Source organism: Pseudomonadota bacterium (genome assembly GCA_036339585.1).
GTDB lineage: Bacteria > Pseudomonadota > Alphaproteobacteria > UBA8366 > UBA8366 > UBA8366.
Window position 1 is genome coordinate 1 of the sequence record JAYZAS010000022.1, and the last position, 14,418, is coordinate 14,418.

Below are 14,418 nucleotides of genomic sequence, written 5' to 3' on the forward strand. Positions count from 1 at the left end.
CCCATACACAGGTTGCAGCCGGGTCGCTCCAAATACAGTATGTTGTCATATTTAACACGATTGGCCTCTTTCGGCGCATCATCGTCAAATATAAAGCCTGCATATTTCTGCAGGATGCTCCAATCCCCCTCTTCCTTCAACTCATCCACAATGTTGTAAGTAGGAGCTGCAACGACAAGTGGCGCGTTAAATTCTACTGTGCCATGCTTTTTCTCTAAATTCCTGAACATCTGAGCAACAATATTTAGGTCGCCTTTGTGGATCATACAGGAACCAACGAAACCAAGGTCCACCTTCTTTTCAGCATTGTAATAGGAGATCGGACGGATCGTGTCATGAGTGTAGCGTTTTGAAACATCGATGTTTTCAACATCGGGATCAGCAATCATTGGCTCATCAATTAAATCGAGATCGACTACAACTTCGGCAAAATATTTAGCATCGTTGTCGGGAGCGAGGGCTGGTTTTTTACCGGATTTAATATCTGCGATTCGGTTTTCTGCCTTTGTGACTAATGACTGGAGCATATGGACATCATTATCCATTCCATTATTTATCATTCCCTGAATGCGTTCCTTAGCAATTTTAAGTGATTCGGTGAGGGTCTTGTCATTAGAAATACAAATCGAAGCTTTTGCCTTCATTTCGGCAGTCCAGTCTGTAAAAGTAAAAGCCTGGTCGGCAAGCAGCGTCCCTATGTGAACTTCTATTATTCTGCCCTGGAAAACATTTTCGCCAAATTGCTCCAGCATCTGTGCTTGAGTTGAATGCACAACATCACGGAAATCCATGTGGTCACCCATCTGGCCCTTAAAGGTGACCTTAACGGACTCAGGGATGGGCATGTTAATTTCACCTGTCGCTAAGGCTAGGGCAACTGTTCCAGAGTCTGCCCCAAATGCAACCCCTTTTGACATCCGGGTATGTGAATCTCCGCCTATAATAATCGACCAATCATCCACCGTCATGTCATTCAATACCTTATGGATGACGTCTGTGAATGGTGGATAATTTCCTTTTGGATCTCGCCCTGTAATCAGGCCAAAATCATTCATAAATTTCATCAGCTTCGGAGTGTTTGCCTTGGCCTTATCATCCCATACCGATGCCGTGTGGCATCCAGACTGGTATGCGCCGTCAAGAATTGGCGATATAACGGTAGCGGCCATTGATTCGAGTTCTTGAACCGTCATTGGTCCAGTAGTGTCCTGCGAGCCAACAATGTTGACCTTCACCCTTACATCTGAACCTGCATGCAGTATGCCATCATCTAAACGGCTAACAAGATTATTGTTAAATATTTTTTCTACCGCTGTGAGCCCTTGCCCTTCGTGTGAGATTTTCTTAGATGGTGCAAAGACTGATTTTGGACTAATCTCTAGTGTCGAGGCGGCAAAGGTTTGTAGCTTTTTGCCGAACTCTACAGCATAAGATCCACCAGCCCTCATGAACTCAACACTTTGAGGTGAGAAAGATGCTGATAAGTCTCTGAGTTCCTCACTCTCGTCATCACTAGTTAACTTTTGCTTTTTGGTATCAATCGTCAGGATAGTTCCTGTTTCAACGGAGTATTTTTCCTCCAAAACAGGATTGCCATCATTATTAAGTATCGGATTTCCATCAGCATCTAACTTTTTAACCCAATTTCGGAGATCAATTCCTATGCCTCCCGTAACTCCAACCGTGGTCATGAAAATTGGCGAAATACCATTCGTTCCAGCCACAATAGGTGCATAATTAACAAAAGGGACGTAAGGGCTTGCTTGTTTTCCAGTCCACAACGCAACATTATTAATGCCAGACATGCGGGAAGAACCAACACCCATTGTTCCCTTTTCAGCGATTAACATTACACGTTTGTCTGGATGCTGTGCTTGTAGTTTCCGAATTTCTTTTTGTGTCTTCTCTGAGATGAAGCTTTTGCCGTGGAGCTCCCTGTCTGCTCTAGAATGAGCTTGATTGCCAGGAGACAGGAGGTCCGTCGAAATATCGCCTTCTGCGGCCACAAAAGTTACTACTTTAATTTTTTCTTCAATGTCAGGTAGACCTGTGAAAAATTCAGCAGCGGCATAGCTCTCCAGAATGTCTTTCGCAACTGTATTCCCTGAGAGGTATGCTTTTTCGAGGCGCTCAGTATCGGCTTCATACAAAAACACCTGCGTTTTTAAAACTTTTGCCGCTTGTTCGGCGATATGATCGTCATCGCCAAATGCTAAATCGAGTAATACTCCAATTGATGCGCCACCCTTCATGTGCGACAGCAGTTCGAAGGCAAAGGAAGGTGTTATCTTTTCTACTATGGTGTGTCCGAGGATAATCTCTTTTAGAAATTTCGCTTTTTTTGCTGCAGCCCTCGTTGTTCCTGGTAGTGTGTTATAAATGAAAAAATCGATTGATGCGTCTCGGTTTTTATTATTTTTATCCTTTATTTGTTCGATAATTTCCCCGAGTAATTCGCCATCTTCTATTGGTTTTGGTTGCAAACCACTCGCTTCGCGCGTTTTAATTTCTTTTAAATATTCTGCATATAAACTCATAGCTTTCAAAATCCATTATTGTCGGCAGAGGTTCAAAATCTTCTTATGTTCTCCAGCAACAGCATTCAAACCACAACGTAAGAGAATTTAATTCAGGAATTTCTATAAGTTTGCCCATTGGAAGGCAAATTTTTTAACTTTATAATCCTGCGGAAGGTTGGTTTGGTGTTGTTAACAAAATCCCAATAAATTTATTTTATTGTAAGCCTTTTTTAACGAACGTCTCCATTCGTCTCGCGAAAGCAACCGGGTCTGTAACAGCTTCTCCCTCCATGATATGGGCTTGATCTAGTAGGAGTAATGCCGCATCCGCGATGTGGTCATTACCATTTTTCTTTTTTGCGGTTTTTGCAAGAGTTTCTATTAGCTCATGGTCTGGATTGAGCTCGAGAATGCGAGAAGTTTTTTTATCAAGCTGTTGATGTTGTTGCAATAATCTCTCGAGATTCATATCGAGGCTTCCTTCCTCTGCGACCAAACAAACCGCACTGGCTGTGAGGCGCTCCGATGTCCTCACATCCGATACGCTTTCACCGTAAATTTCTTTAAGTGCAATTATGAGCCGCTCTATGCCCTCGGATGTACTGGGAGAATCCTTTTTGGCACGGGACTTCTTCTTTTGCGAGGAATCAGGTTTGATGTCACTTAGGTCTGCACCGCCTTGGGTAACAGATTTAAATGGAGTTTCCTCGTATTTTCCAATTGACGGCACCCAAAAATCATCAATCGGATCGGACAGAAGCAAAACCTCAACGTCTCGAGATTGGAACCCCTCTATTTGCGGGCTTTTCTTTAAAGTCTCTTTATTCTCACCCGTTATGTAATAAATAGCATCTTGTCCTTTTTTCATGCGTTGGATGTAATCGGCTAAGCTTACCAAACCTTCACCATGGGTAGAATGACAACGGAAAAGAGCTAACAAATCTGATCTGTTTTCGAAACTTTCATAGAGTCCTTCTTTCATCAAAGGACCAAATGCATCCCAAAACCCAGCGTATGAGTCAGGTTCTTTTGTCGCCCGTTTTTTGAGCTCATTGAGAACGCGAGTAACTATACCTTTCTTTATTTTTGCAACAATTGGATTATTTTGCAGCATTTCTCTGCTGACATTCAAATCAAGGTCCTCGGAGTCGACGACGCCTCGCAAGAACCGTAACCATGATGGAAGCAACTCTTCACAGTCATCAGTTATGAAAACACGTTTGACATAAAGTTTTACTTGGTTTTTGCGGTCCGGATGGAAAATATTGAATGGTCGAGCGGTTGGAATGAAAAGCAATCCAGAATATTCAATTACCCCCTCGGCTCGGAAATGAAGTGTTGCCCAGGGATCATCGTTAGCATGGGCGACATGGTGGTAGAACTCTTTGTACTGATCTTTCTTGATTTGGCTTCGTGTTCGTGTCCAGAGTGCGGAGGCGTCATTAACGCGACTAGACGTCTCGCCTTCGACTAGATTGATTGGTACCGGGATATGGTCCGAGTACGTTTTGATGATATGGCGAAGCCGTTCAGGCTCCATAAATTCTTTTGCATCTTCTTTAATTCGGAGGGTAACGGAGGTCCCGCGGCCATCACGTTCTGCCTCACTGAGGGTGAATTCGCCATTGCCGTCAGATTGCCACTGAAAGGCACTAGCCGCGCCTGCCTTCTTGCTGACAACGGTGACTTCTTCGGCGACCATAAAAGCTGAGTAGAAGCCTACTCCGAACTGACCTATTAGAGACATTCCATCTTTGTCTTTCTTTTTTTTCGTTTTGTCAGAGGCGATTTTGTCGAGGATAGCTGCTGTGCCTGACCGCGCGATTGTCCCCAAATTTTCGATTAAATCTTTGCGGTTCATGCCGATACCATTGTCCGCTATGGTGATTGAACCTGACTGTTTGTCGATGCTGATATCGATGTGCAAGTTTGAGTCGCCTTTGGCGAGTTTAGGTTTTGTCAGCGCCTCATATCGCAGCCGATCGCAAGCATCTGAAGCATTTGAGATCAATTCACGCAAGAAAATTTCTCGCTCCGAATAAAGTGAGTGGGCTACAATGTGGAGCAGCCTGCTTACCTCGGCTTGAAAAGAGAGTTTCTCAGCCTTATTCTTTGCGCTTGATTTAGCCATGACGTCGCGTTCCTTTTGAATTTTCACTTAACGCTATATGTGACGAAAACGTTGCCGGTGCAAGGGGTTGAATAAACCTTGGAGAAAATTTATGTAACATGAAACACGAAGGCTTCCTGGATGGAATGACCATTACTTCTATAACTGTGGTAAACTAGACGCTTTACCGCTGAAACAGCCTATCTATCTTGCAAACTATCAAGAGGTTTGGGTCATAGTTCTTTTTCGGTTGCATAGGATTCGGTTTCAACAGTCAGATGAATTTCAAAAATAGTTCTAAGCGTATAAGAGCAATTTTGGGTCCGACCAACACCGGGAAGACATATTTTGCGATTGAACGTATGCTTGGTTATTCATCGGGTATGATTGGTTTTCCACTGCGTCTCTTAGCTCGGGAAAATTATGACCGGATTTTATCAATTAAAGGTAGGGGGGCCGTCGCATTGATTACTGGCGAGGAAAAAATAATTCCCCCTAACCCACAGTGGTTTGTATGCACTGTTGAATCAATGCCCATGGATCGGCCAGTGGATTTTCTTGCTATTGATGAAATCCAATTGTGCGGTGATGCAGAGCGAGGTCATATTTTCACACAACGGCTTTTGAATTCGCGTGGGCATCATGAAACCATGTTTCTCGGTGCTGAAACGATTAAATCAGTGATAAGAAAACTCGTCCCCGACGTGGAAATTGAAGACCGTAGCCGTTTGTCTAAGCTCCGTTATTCTGGGGCAAAGAAAATTACCCGATTACCCAGAAGATCGGCGATAGTCGCCTTCTCTGCGAATGAGGTATATTCAATCGCTGAGTTGGTGCGCCGTCAGCGTGGGGGTACTGCTGTTGTATTAGGTGCTCTCAGCCCGCGCACCCGTAATGCCCAGGTCGCGCTCTATCAAAAAGGTGAGGTCGATTACATGGTCGCGACAGATGCTATTGGTATGGGGCTAAATATGCACGTTGACCACGTAGCCTTCGCAGGTTTTCGTAAATTCGATGGCAAAAGGATGCGCCAATTATCCCCGGCAGAGATAGGGCAAGTCGCTGGACGCGCAGGACGGTATATGAATGACGGCACTTTCGGAGTCACGAATGATATCAAGCCTCTCGCGGCAGACATTGTGGACGTGGTCGAAAATCATAATTTCGAGGCTTTGAAGACCATTTTTTGGCGGAATTCGAAGCTTGATTATAAGTCGCCGAGAAATCTTTTGAAAAGTCTAGAAATTTTGCCGCCTAGGCCTGAGTTAATGCCTTCACGAGTTGCCGAAGACCATGAGGCGCTTCTGCATCTTTCTAATGACACGAAGGTTAAAAAGATTGCGACAAGTCCTGATGCGTTGCGCCGACTTTGGGAGGTTTGTCAAATTCCAGATTTTAGGAAAACACTAGTTGATAATCACTTTTGGTTGCTGCGCGAGATCTATCTGCATCTAAATCAAAATTATGGCCGCCTTCCAGAGGATTGGGTTGCAGCCCAGATTGGGCATCTCGATAATGAAAATGGTGGCATTGATACTCTAACGGTAAGAATAGCGCATATCCGAACTTGGACTTACATATCGCATCGCGCTGAATGGCTGGATAATTCTATTTATTGGCAGGAACGTACCCGTAATATTGAAGATCGTCTCTCTGATTTATTACATAAAAAGTTGGCCCAGCGATTCATCGATCGCAAAGCAGCGATGTTCCATCGAAAACGAGATGGTGGGTCCCTATTAACGTCTGTAACTGCCAATGGAATACTGCAGGTAGAAGGTGAAAAGGTTGGCAGGCTGGAGGGTCTGAAGTTTATCCCTTCGGATGATGCTTTGGGTGACAAAGCTATAATGTCAGCGGCACTCCGGGGGCTAAGGCAGGGAATGAAGGGGCGTGTGGCTTCTTTAGTTGCGTCTTGTGACGATGATTTCGGGCTCAGCCTTTGTGGTGTAATATCATGGAGAAAATCCCCAATAGCTCGACTCAAAAGAGGATCCGCGGCTTTAAAGCCGGGCGTGCTCCTCGATCGGAATGAGAATATTGATAATCAACAGCGCCAGCAAATTGAGCAGCGTATAGCTCGCTGGCTGTTTTTGTACCTTCAGTCTGAATTTGAGCCTCTTACGTCGCTCTTGTCCGCAGATTGTCCTGCGTCAGTGCGTGGGCTTCTGTTTCGTGTAGCAGAGGGACTGGGGTCTACGCCAAGAAATATACTGTCGCCACAATTGAATGGTATTGATCTCGCAGGCCGGAAGTTTCTTAAGTCGGAAAATGTAAAAGTTGGTATATCGTCGATTTATATCCCTGAACTTATTACAAATAAGAAGGTGCGGCTGAGAGCACTTCTTTGGGCAACTGCCAATCAACACTCCGTCCCGGCAATACTATTCGAGGGTCGTCGGGCTGGCCACGAAGCTAGCAAAGCAAGCAAAAATTTCTGGTTATCAACAGGTCATTTTACCTTTGGCGATAGGGCACTTCGTATTGATCGAGTTGAAAAATTAGCGTCTATCTTGAGACGAAGGGGCCGCCAAGGACCTTTTTTAGTCACCCCGGATCTTTTAGGGCTGGCAGATTGTAACAAAGTTAATTTTGCAGCTCTTGCAAAATGTCTTGGCTACCGAACCTCTGTTGATGAGATGGGTCTCACGCTAAAACCTAGGGCAAAGGCTAAACGTAAATTGGCAGGCTCTGCAACGCGGCATGCTCAAATAAACTCTGACTCTCCGTTCGCTGCGCTGAAAGACTTGATCGGACGGTGAGTAAAAGCATGAAAAATACAAGCGATAGCCTTCGATTAGACAAGTGGCTTTGGCACGCACGATTTTTTAAAAGTCGAACCCTTGCCGCAAAACAGATCACAGGCGGAAAGTGTAGGGTTAACAAGCAGATTATAAAAAAAGCACGCTATCAGCTTCACAGAGGGGATGTTCTTACGTTCGCGCAAGGTCAACGAATTCGTATCATCCGAGTTAGAGCATTAGGAGAAAGGCGCGGTCCAGCATCGGAGGCACGAGATCTTTATGAGGACCTGGAAACACCAAAGTCGGTTGATTGTAGCCCGACCTTGTTGTCAGCTCCTTCGCGTATTCGTGGCTTCGGGAGGCCAACCAAGAAAGATAGGCGAGCTTTAGAGCGGGCTAGGGCTTATTTCGGTTAGCCTTAAAACTGGAACGGTTTACTTTTGTCAGTTGTTGCACAGTTTAATAGAGGCATGGATATTAGGCTGTCCCTGTGTTAATCCAATTGGTTGAACAATCAGGTTTTTTCGATTTATGCATTTAATTGCTTTTGGATTTTCAAATCTTAGTTATTAATTCCAACACAAAAACTATTTAGTTTTGTAGTTAAAACATTTTGAAATGGTGGTTAAAAAATTTTTCGATAACTTATTATCCAAGGAGAGGCCTTAATGACGTATGTAGTCACAGATGTATGCATTAAATGCAAATATCAGGATTGCGTTGAGGTATGTCCGGTGGACTGTTTTTATGCAGGTGAGAATATGTTGGTCATTCATCCTGATGAATGTATCGATTGCGGTGTCTGTGAGCCAGAGTGTCCTTGTGAGGCCATTGTACCCGACACTGATGATGCGGCAGAGGGATGGGTTGAATTGAACAAAGAATTTGCGGAAAAGTGGCCAAACATTACCGTTAAGGGTGAGGAGCTGCCTGATGCTGATTCGTTCGCAAATGAATCAGGCAAGTACGAAAAATATTTTAGCGCCGATCCCGGAGAAGTTTGAGGTCCCGATAAAAAAATTTTGCACCTTCCCGCAAACATTGAACAAATATTCAATGAATGACAGATGTGTATTTCATAGAAAAATACATTATTTTATGATACACGCACAGCTAAGCGTAAGGGCATCAGTTCGAAATATTCATCATAACGATCAACTAGATGAAGTTGGGGCAAGGTGAGACAAAATTGCCGATGTAGAAAATAATTTTGATGATGTTGTATGTGCCCAAGGAGATGTCCTTTATGACATCCTTCCTGATCCGGGCCTTGGTGGTACGATAGTTTTACTTTAAAGAAAATATATTTTGCTTAATACATAAGGATGGCTGGCCTGCGACTTATTACATATTTCTAAGGTTACTATGGTCAAGAAATACCAGAAAGAAGAAAAATATGGCTGCAAAGCAAAAATTTAAAAAAAATGACTGGGTAGTTTATCCTACCCACGGCGTAGGGCGTGTGACTGGTATCGAGAAGCAAGAAATTGAGCAGGAGTCGATTACCTTGATTGTTATAAGCTTCGAGCATGACCGAATGACACTCAGGGTGCCTTTGACAAAAGCAGAGGGATCCGGTTTACGTGAACTATCTTCAAAAGATGAAATGAAGTCTGCGCTAAAAATCTTGAAGGGGCGTAGTAGGGTTCGTCGAACAATGTGGAGCCGTAGGGCCCAAGAGTACGAGGCAAAGATCAATTCAGGTAACCCAGATTCGATAGCAGAGGTGGTTCGCGACTTACACCGAAGCGACGGCCAGCCTGAACAATCCTACAGCGAACGACAAATCTATCAGGCTGCACTTGAGCGTCTTTCACGTGAATTGGCTGCGGTCGAGTCAATTGATGAGGATGAAGCTACTGAAAAATTGGAGCAAATTCTTCAAGCCGCGTAACTGTGATCTTCAGAAGCTACAGGGTTAATTTTTATCAAGAATTGCGCGATGCGATAGCAAAAGTACGGCTTGTCAGTATCGCATCTACGAGATGTTTGATACGCCAATAAACCATAGCCGTTATAGGCATTCGTTGATAGCGGACAATATTACAAGCTGCCGATTGAGAATCTAAGACAAATTATGAGGCCCCCCTAAGTTGTATTAGTGATCCAATCTATGGAAATAAACGTTTTATAGATTGTATTTGGTATTTCGTTACAAAAAGGGGATGGGTGTGGCAATTGTAGAAGATCCGGACACTCAAGCGGCTAATTCGCGGTTTATCCGCACTGCCATGAAAGAACCGCTCCTTTCTCGTGAGCGGGAGTTCGAGCTTGCTACGTTGTGGCGTATAGAAAAGGATGAAAAGGCACTACATTCTTTGATAAACGCATACACGCGACTTGCGGTAAGCATTGCCGGACGCTTCAGGCATTACGGTTTGCCTCTCGGCGATCTTGTTCAGGAAGGCATGATTGGTTTGATGCAAGCGGCTGAACGGTTCGATCCCGACAGAGAAGTGCGTTTCTCCACCTATTCATCGTGGTGGATACGTTCCGCAATACAAGATTTTATACTAAGGAATTGGTCGATAGTGAGAACAGGAACCACATCTGCTCAAAAGTCACTGTTCTTCAATCTTCGGCGACTACGAGCCCGAATTGACGGAGCAAACGCAAGCCTAATGGGCGATGCTGCCAGGCAAAGAATTGCGGACGAATTAAAAGTGAAAATAACCGACGTGGAGGGAATGGAGGTCCGTTTAGGTGGTGGTGATCAGTCTTTGAATTCAGTAGTCATAGAGGGTTCCGATGATCAACTACAGGATCTGCTACCCGACGATAGTCTTTCGCCCGAACAAGTGGTTATCGGTCTGAAAGATTCAGAGACAAGGTCCCGTTGGCTTGAACGCGCCCTGAGTGAATTAAGTGAACGAGAGCGTAAAATTATCCGTGAGCGGCGTCTAGTAGATGAAGGAGCTACACTCGAACAGCTTGGTAAAGCACTTGGTGTTAGCAAAGAACGGGTGCGCCAGTTAGAACAGCGCGCGCTTGGAAAATTAAAACAGTATCTGATTGGGTCTGTCCCGACTAGACAAGACCTCTTCCCGAATTGATGACACGTTTGTCATAAGGCCTAGACTACCATTTTAACGGTCTGCCCCTTCATCACTTGGTTGTGTCCCCTTACGTTGTTATTCAAAACCCGGAACCAGAGTTCTTTGTGGCTCGGTAAAGCCATTCTGGCACTGACAGATCCTACGCTTTCTGTTTCCTCTATCTGCTCAATTTTTAGGTTAAACGAGCGGATGGAGTTCGTCTCAAATATGCTTAGTCGACGGAAACTATAGGCCGTGTCTCTCATGCTCGCTGATAACTGGGAGGCATAACGTTGAGGGCAGATAAATAGGAACCGAAAAATTGTTTTTCGGTTATAGCGTATAGCGACCGTCCGAAGAATCATGCGTCCCTTCCTCGAGTCCACTTCGGCCCAGCCTGTCGCAGAATCCATTCCATTTATGCGAATTTTCTGTAAATCATTTAGCTGTACTTGGCGTGCCCAGCCATTAGACAAGTATTTCGTCATCGCCCCTTGGAATGCGTTCATTTGGAAATCGAGAATGATACCGCTACTGTATGGACCTCGGGCGATAAGCTCGGTGCCGGAATTCTCTATGTCGAAACCATTGGGTATCCGCACTTTATAACGAAGTTTAGGGTGGATGAAGGTACGCCCCCGCAAAACCCCATGCTCTGGGTTATTGCCGAACACCATTCCGTCGATATTCTCTAAAAACTGTTTTCTGTACTTTAATTGCCAACCACCACGTGCGATTTTTGCATGTCGAATTGAACGATGTACCCTCTCCACTGTTCTTGGATGACTAGACATCATGTTGCGCGCATCGACGCTGCTTGGCGGCCGGCCTGATATTACTGCGCTCAACTGACTATGGGCACGCAGGTTCTCAAGAAAGCTTGCTAATCCGTCTGGGTTATAACCGGCTCTGCCCATATAACGGACGCCTAGAACATCTGCTTCGTGCTCCTGTTCTTGTGAAAACCCGGCAAGGCGTTGCTGCGCTAGGCCGATAGCAGCGTCACCAAGTCCTTTTGTACCGAGAACCGATCCGAGTAAGCCGACAGCCATCGCGTCGCGTTTAGCTCGCTCGGCCTCTTCAATCCTTTTGGATGTGTGGCGCGCAACTACGTGGCCAATCTCATGGCCGAGCACTCCAGCTATTTCAGATTCGTCGCTAGCAAGAGCGACCAGACCACGGGTTATGTAAATAAACCCGCCAGGTAAGGCAAATGCGTTGACATCCGGACTATTAAGCAAAGTAAAACGAAATCCTATATTTCTGTGATTAGTGGCACGGACCAGCCTGGAGGCTATAAGAGCAAAGTAACCTCCAACCTTTGGGTCATCATAAACCCCGCCATATTCTTCAATGATCTTAGGATGGTTCTGCTGGCCAAGATATTTCTCCTCAGTCGGTGAGAGCGCCGTGGCGATGCAGTTTGGGCAAATGCTAGTTAGCGACGCACCTGCGACTAGTCCGCAAAAATGGCGCCTATTTAGACTAAAATTCATGCAATCATTCCAACTTTATTTACAAGGCCCTATTTACCAGGGTCTCACTAAATTCTACGTAATTAAAATTTGGCCACAAATCCTAATCAACATTGACAAGTTTTAACAGGGAGAAGAAAACAAAATAATGGATATTTTTATGTCCATCTCATCCACCTATTATAAATGCCCAACTATGGATGACAAATTGAATTGGATACTGTCAGTTTGAGCGGAGTTTTCATATTTGATTTGAATATGCGCACTTTTCAGCGCTGTTCTCGAAAAATGGATCTTCACAAGGTAAGCTTTGTCTGGTCGATTGATATGTAACAATCTATAAAGACGATATTTTTTACTTCAGCATCTGGACTAAATGAATACCGCGCGGCACCTTTCGGACCTCTACCCCGAAATTGAACCTTATCGCACTGGCATCTTGGATGTAGATGACTTTCATCGCCTCTACTGGGAGGAATCAGGCAATCCAGATGGAACCCCGGCTTTGTTCTTGCACGGGGGACCAGGCTCTGGTGCAATGCCTCTGCACCGGCGGTTTTTTGATCCCGACCACTATCGTATTATTATTTTAGATCAGCGGGGCTCCGGTCGGTCTGTTCCTTTAGGTTGTCTTGATAAAAATACTACTCCCCATCTTATTTCAGATTTAGAAGCGCTGAGAAACCATCTTGGGGTTGAACAATGGTTGGTATTTGGTGGTTCATGGGGCTCTAGCTTGGCTCTAGCCTATGCCTACGCTAACGCGGAAAGGTGTTTGGCACTCGTACTTAGAGGCATCTTCCTTTGCCGAGACCATGAGATTGAATGGTTTATGAAGGGGATGGGGACAATTTTTCCTGAGGCATGGAGAGCGTTTGTCGAATTTCTTCCAACGAATGAGAGGCGGGATATTCTAAGTGCTTATTATGAGCGGCTAATCGATCCAGATCCAGAGGTACACATGCCTGCTGCTCAAGCCTGGTGTCGATATGAAGCATCGTGCTCAACGTTAAGGTTGAGCCCCGAAATTGGATCCGTTTTCGAAAATCCAAATCGGGCCCTGGGGCTAGCGAGAATCGAAGCGCACTATTTCCGTAACCATTTGTTCCTAGCAAAAGATGAATTGTTGCAGAAATTTGGAATACTGCAGAATATTCCGGGAGCAATTGTTCAAGGTCGTTACGATATAGTTTGTCCAATACAAAGCGCTGATATTTTGTCACGTGCATGGCCAAGGGCGGAATATACTGTTGTACCAGACGCTGGCCATTCAGCTATGGAGCCCGGCATAATGAGGGCCTTGGTTAAGGCAACCAATGACTTTCGATCCACAAAAAATGACAATTATGCTTGATTTTCTATATTTTTTAATCCGTAGCTTTTTGATTATGAGCTTGCGCATTAATGATTTGTTCGTATTATGCTGGAAAAAAAAACGGAGCACTAATCGTTGTGTCTAAAATGCCACCCATTCGCCTTGCCTCATTAGGCTCGGCCTTTTTTGTTTTTTGGCTGGTAGCATTATCAATTGTGGTGCCGGTGGCAAACGCGGCCAATGAAGATCCTGCCTTCATTAAATTAGGCGCCGGCGATGTAGGTAGTTGTTGTGCAGATAGAGATCAGGCGGGGGCATTCAGTATCGAATATCGAGCAGGACCAGATTTGGAGTTGCTTCACATTCGTCCATCCCTCGGCGTGCTGGGTACTACCGACGCAAGCGTATACGGGTGGTTTGGTCTGTCAGGCGACATTTTTTTTGGGCGGCGGTTAGTGCTTAATTTGGGCTCAGCCGTCGGCTTTTACTTAGATGGGGAAGGTCAGGACTTAGGTCACGTGCTTGAATTCCGGTCTGGTGCGGAACTGGCTTGGCGGTTCGACAATAGAGCACGGCTTGGAGTTGGGATCACTCATCTTTCAAACGCAAATATTGGTGACAATAACCCTGGGACAGAAACAGTGATGCTAATTTATTCCCATCCGTTGAAAAATCTGTTCACCGAAAAATAAAGCTGTCACCAATTTGCATGTGTTTTTCCGGATGAAAATTGCCGGTATTGGTCATCAGGCTTCAACAAGTTTTTTGTCCTTCATTCAAAACCGCTGAAAAGCAGAAGTTATTACTATATTTACGATTTTTACGTTACGGGAGGGTGTTTGTTCCAGTGTAAGCAATATTGAAATGCTCCTAGATTGTTTATGTCTCCGTCTAAAAACAAAAAGAAGTTCCTAAATCAACAAGGTTTTTGCTTCGATGAACGTCTAAAGTTTTAATTTCATTTAGAAGCACATCAAGCTATGAATAACGGGTCTATAAGAATTTAGCGCCCGTAGCTCAGTTGGATAGAGCACCAGATTCCTAAGAGATTGGGTGCCTTAGAGGAAACTCTAAGTGTAGAACCGCTCAAAGTCGGGGAAACCTGTTGAATGGCAATCCCGAGCCAAGTCCTGTTAGGGAACGGTGTAGAGACTTTACGGGCGGCATCTAAGCCAACATTAGTTGGTATGATGAAGAGAAAGTCCAGCGCACAAACACCC

Annotated in this window: 10 protein-coding genes; 7 read left to right on the top strand and 3 right to left on the bottom strand. The window is 44.8% G+C overall.

Annotated elements, in window-relative coordinates; translation table 11 throughout:
* Together VX941_12335 and htpG are read right to left on the bottom strand one after the other, a co-directional pair.
* On the bottom strand, positions 1 to 2,537 hold a 2,537-nt coding region (locus VX941_12335), incomplete at its 3' end, for a bifunctional aconitate hydratase 2/2-methylisocitrate dehydratase (protein MEE2934193.1).
* Positions 2,538 to 2,733: 196 nt separating this feature from the next.
* Positions 2,734 to 4,650: a molecular chaperone HtpG gene (gene htpG, locus VX941_12340; GenBank protein MEE2934194.1), complete on the bottom strand. Its 1,917-nt coding sequence runs from the start codon at positions 4,648 to 4,650 to the stop codon at positions 2,734 to 2,736.
* Positions 4,651 to 4,907: 257 nt separating this feature from the next.
* On the opposite strand from htpG, the gene VX941_12345 reads away from it, so the two are divergent.
* The 5 genes from VX941_12345 (at position 4,908) to VX941_12365 (ending at position 10,426) form a co-directional block, all read left to right on the top strand.
* On the top strand, positions 4,908 to 7,391 hold the full coding sequence (locus VX941_12345; protein MEE2934195.1) for a helicase-related protein: 2,484 nt from the start codon (positions 4,908 to 4,910) through the stop codon (positions 7,389 to 7,391).
* An 8-nt stretch (positions 7,392 to 7,399) separates the two neighbouring features.
* Positions 7,400 to 7,789: an RNA-binding S4 domain-containing protein gene (locus VX941_12350; GenBank protein ID MEE2934196.1), complete on the top strand. Its 390-nt coding sequence runs from the start codon at positions 7,400 to 7,402 to the stop codon at positions 7,787 to 7,789.
* Positions 7,790 to 8,041: 252 nt separating this feature from the next.
* Positions 8,042 to 8,377, top strand: a complete 336-nt coding sequence (gene fdxA / locus VX941_12355) for a ferredoxin FdxA (protein ID MEE2934197.1) — start codon at positions 8,042 to 8,044, stop codon at positions 8,375 to 8,377.
* A gap of 392 nt (positions 8,378 to 8,769) precedes the next feature.
* A complete protein-coding gene (locus VX941_12360; GenBank protein ID MEE2934198.1) occupies positions 8,770 to 9,267 on the top strand; it encodes a CarD family transcriptional regulator in 498 nt (165 codons plus the stop codon).
* A gap of 277 nt (positions 9,268 to 9,544) precedes the next feature.
* Positions 9,545 to 10,426, top strand: a complete 882-nt coding sequence (locus VX941_12365) for an RNA polymerase factor sigma-32 (GenBank protein MEE2934199.1) — start codon at positions 9,545 to 9,547, stop codon at positions 10,424 to 10,426.
* A gap of 20 nt (positions 10,427 to 10,446) precedes the next feature.
* Here the strand turns inward: VX941_12365 and VX941_12370 are convergent, their stop codons facing one another.
* The gene (locus tag VX941_12370; GenBank protein ID MEE2934200.1) at positions 10,447 to 11,904 is read right to left on the bottom strand and encodes a M48 family metalloprotease; all 1,458 of its coding nucleotides are present in this window, start codon (positions 11,902 to 11,904) and stop codon (positions 10,447 to 10,449) included.
* Positions 11,905 to 12,259: 355 nt separating this feature from the next.
* On the opposite strand from VX941_12370, the gene pip reads away from it, so the two are divergent.
* Together pip and VX941_12380 are read left to right on the top strand one after the other, a co-directional pair.
* Positions 12,260 to 13,237, top strand: a complete 978-nt coding sequence (gene pip / locus VX941_12375; GenBank protein ID MEE2934201.1) for a prolyl aminopeptidase — start codon at positions 12,260 to 12,262, stop codon at positions 13,235 to 13,237.
* A gap of 107 nt (positions 13,238 to 13,344) precedes the next feature.
* Positions 13,345 to 13,890 carry an acyloxyacyl hydrolase gene (locus VX941_12380; GenBank protein ID MEE2934202.1) on the top strand — a complete coding sequence of 182 codons (546 nt, stop codon included), beginning with the start codon at positions 13,345 to 13,347 and terminating at the stop codon, positions 13,888 to 13,890.
* Positions 13,891 to 14,418 lie beyond the last annotated feature (528 nt).